The sequence below is a fragment of the Pseudoalteromonas sp. SIMBA_162 genome (genome assembly GCF_046535955.1).
Classification (GTDB): Bacteria; Pseudomonadota; Gammaproteobacteria; order Enterobacterales; family Alteromonadaceae; genus Pseudoalteromonas; species Pseudoalteromonas marina.
Genome location: NZ_JAWJBQ010000938.1, coordinates 1 through 247, shown reverse-complemented (window position 1 = coordinate 247; position 247 = coordinate 1). Strand labels below are relative to the sequence as shown.

1 pseudogene is annotated in these 247 nt (G+C 32.8%); it reads right to left on the bottom strand.

Annotated elements, in window-relative coordinates:
• Positions 1 to 247 (bottom strand): annotated as a pseudogene (locus tag R0J88_RS22465) (hypothetical protein); the annotation flags it as partial.

The following is a 247-nucleotide window of genomic DNA, read 5'->3' as shown; positions in this document are numbered from 1 at the left end:
CATTATTGATGACAAAACTTTGCAATGATTCTAACGAAACAAGAATTAGGTTTCGACCAGCATATTTTCCAAACATCTCTTCATTAATAGAAGCTTGGTTTGCTTTTACATAGTTATCTACTTCCACTAGTTCACTACCATCCGCTAATGCGCGTTGTGCACTAGATTTTGATTGTACGTAAATATCATATAAATGATAGTTATACGTACCAATATTTTTTACAAGTAATTCACGATCAAATGCACG